The sequence below is a fragment of the Pedobacter sp. 01T416_2 genome (assembly GCF_056398925.1).
This window is the reverse complement of sequence record NZ_JBFTQI010000800.1, coordinates 1-2,596: the sequence shown is the minus strand read 5'-3', so window position 1 is coordinate 2,596 and position 2,596 is coordinate 1. Positions and strand designations below refer to the sequence as shown.

Sequence of the window (2,596 nt, the reverse complement as noted above, 5' to 3'; positions counted from 1 at the left end):
CAGCTACGGCTGGCATTTGGGTTTATAAAATTAAAACCTTTTCCATTTAAACCGTCAGTGAAGTCGAGTTCAGTTCCAGCCAAATAAAGGAATGATTTCATATCCAAAGCAATTTTGATTCCTCTGTCCTCAAAAAACTGATCGCCTTTTTGTTCTTCGTTATCAAAATCTAAATTGTATGATAAGCCCGAACAGCCACCACCTTTTACCGAAACACGTAAAAAGTAATCAGAACCCATTTCCGAATCCTGCATTAAGTGGGTGATTTTTTCTTTTGCTTTATCTGTTATTGTGATCATAGTATCGAGTATTTAGTATCTAGTATCAAGATTGAATTATTATAGTCTTGATACTAGATACTTATGTCTTGTTACTTATTAATGGTGCGATTTTTCCAATACAATTGCTTCTAAACCATTTTTAACGCGATAATCGTTAATAGCCGATTTAATTGCATCTTCTGCCAAAACTGAGCAGTGAATTTTTACTGGAGGTAAAGCCAATTCTTCAACAATATCCATGTTATCGATAGATAAAGCCTCATCAATTGTTTTTCCTTTTAACCATTCGGTAGCTAAAGAAGAAGAAGCAATAGCCGAACCACAACCAAATGTTTTAAATTTAGCATCTGTGATTACGTTATCTTCTCCAACTTCAATCTGTAAACGCATTACATCGCCGCACTCAGGTGCACCAACTAATCCTGTTCCTACAAATTTGCTGTCTTTATTTAATGTACCTACGTTACGTGGGTTATTGTAATGGTCAATTACTTTTTCTGAATATGCCATGATTTTATTTTTTTATCTCCTTACGGAGCAAATTTTTAATTAATTTTCAGTTTGGCGATTTGCGTAAAGCGTTTGGCGATTAACCTTCTACCTTAAGCCTTTCAGCCCTCTACCTTTCTTAGTGTTCCGCCCACTCAATTTTACTCAAGTCAATTCCTTCTTTAAACATTTCCCAAAGTGGAGAAAGTTCTCTTAAGTGATTAACCGCTTTTTGAGTCACTTCAATAGCCTGATCGATTTCTGCTTCAGTTGTAAACCTTCCTAAACCATAACGGATAGAAGAGTGTGCTAAATCATCAGATAAACCCAAGCTTTTCAATACGTATGATGGTTCTAAAGATGCTGAAGTACAAGCCGATCCTGAAGATACAGCTAAATCACTCATCGCCATCATTAAACCTTCACCCTCAACATATTTGAAAGAGATATTGGCTACATGTGGCAAACGGTGTTGTGTATTACCATTAACATAACTCTCTTCCATTTTGTTCAAAGTAGTTTCTAACTTATCACGTAAAGCAGCTAAACGAACTGATTCGCTTTCCATTTCTAAACGGCAAAGTTCGCAGGCTTTACCTAAACCTACAATACCAGGAACGTTTAATGTACCAGAACGCATTCCGCGCTCGTGGCCACCACCATCCATTTGTGCAGTAACTTTAACCCTTGGGTTTTTACGGCGAACGTAAAGTACACCAACACCTTTCGGACCGTACATTTTATGTGCCGAGAAAGCCATTAAGTCAATACCATCAGCATTTACATCAACAGGGATTTTACCAACTGCCTGCGTAGCATCAGTCATGAATAAAGCACCGTGTTTGTGTGCAATTGCTGCAATTTCTTTAACCGGTTGAATTACACCTATTTCGTTGTTGCCATACATAATCGAAACTAAAATCGTTTCAGGAGTCATAGCAGCTTCTAATTCAGCTAAATCAATTAAACCGTCTTCTTTAACGCCTAAATAAGTAACACGTGCTCCGTTTTTCTCTAAGTGTTTGCAGGTATCTAAAACTGCTTTATGTTCAGTAACCGCAGTTATAATGTGGTTACCTTTTTCTTTGTACATTTCAAATACACCTTTAATAGCCAGGTTATCGGCTTCAGTTGCACCTGATGTAAAAATAATTTCTTTTTCAGTACAGCCGATTAGTTTGGCTACCTGCTCACGGGCATAATCTACACCCTCTTCAGCCACCCAGCCAAACGCGTGATTACGACTTGCGGCATTTCCAAATTTCTCTGTAAAGTAAGGTAGCATTGCTTCCAACACCCTTGGATCTAACGGGGTAGTAGCATTATTATCTAAATATATCGGCTGTTTCATCTCTATTCTGTTAATTATAACACAAAGATACGAAAAAACTTATTTAACAATTATAAATAATAGCTATGACCTTATAGAGAAAAGCCGCATTTTTACATTCACATAACCTTATAATCTATGAATAAGATAGAACACATCGGCATCGCGGTAAAAGACCTTAACAGTTCTATAGATATTTATCAGAAACTATTGAATACCGATTGCTATAAAACTGAGCAAGTTGCATCCGAGTTTGTAAATACGGCTTTCTTTAAAACTGGCGAAAAYAAGATCGAACTGCTTCAGGCTACTGCCCCAGATAGTGCAATTACTAAATTTATTGAAAAAAAAGGAGAGGGGATCCATCATGTCGCTTTTCTGGTTGATGATATTCTGGCAGAAATGGAACGCCTGCACAAAGAAGGTTTTGTGCTGCTCAGCGAGTCGCCAAAAAAGGGTGCAGATAATAAAATGGTGTGTTTTGTACATCCAAAAG

The 2,596-nt window shown here is 37.3% G+C and carries 4 protein-coding genes; 1 reads left to right on the top strand and 3 read right to left on the bottom strand.

What is annotated here, in order from left to right; translation table 11 throughout:
* The 3 genes from AC1DPQ_RS24265 to AC1DPQ_RS24255 form a co-directional block, all read right to left on the bottom strand.
* On the bottom strand, positions 1-299 hold a 299-nt coding region (locus AC1DPQ_RS24265; RefSeq protein WP_477611136.1), incomplete at its 3' end, for a HesB/IscA family protein.
* 78 nt (positions 300-377) lie between these two features.
* Positions 378-791 carry a Fe-S cluster assembly scaffold IscU gene (iscU, locus tag AC1DPQ_RS24260; RefSeq protein ID WP_025142622.1) on the bottom strand — a complete coding sequence of 138 codons (414 nt, stop codon included), beginning with the start codon at positions 789-791 and terminating at the stop codon, positions 378-380.
* A 118-nt stretch (positions 792-909) separates the two neighbouring features.
* On the bottom strand, positions 910-2,121 hold the full coding sequence (locus tag AC1DPQ_RS24255) for an IscS subfamily cysteine desulfurase (RefSeq protein ID WP_029275719.1): 1,212 nt from the start codon (positions 2,119-2,121) through the stop codon (positions 910-912).
* A gap of 117 nt (positions 2,122-2,238) precedes the next feature.
* Here AC1DPQ_RS24255 and mce point away from each other — a divergent pair.
* Positions 2,239-2,596 (top strand): methylmalonyl-CoA epimerase (gene mce / locus AC1DPQ_RS24250; protein WP_477611135.1); only part of this gene is annotated, 358 nt, incomplete at its 3' end.

Excerpts from the sequence above, each read along its gene's own strand:
- iscU (WP_025142622.1), bottom strand. The coding sequence starts at position 791 with ATGGCATATTCAGAAAAAGTAATTGACCATTACAATAACCCACGTAAC.
- AC1DPQ_RS24255 (WP_029275719.1), bottom strand. The coding sequence starts at position 2,121 with ATGAAACAGCCGATATATTTAGATAATAATGCTACTACCCCGTTAGAT.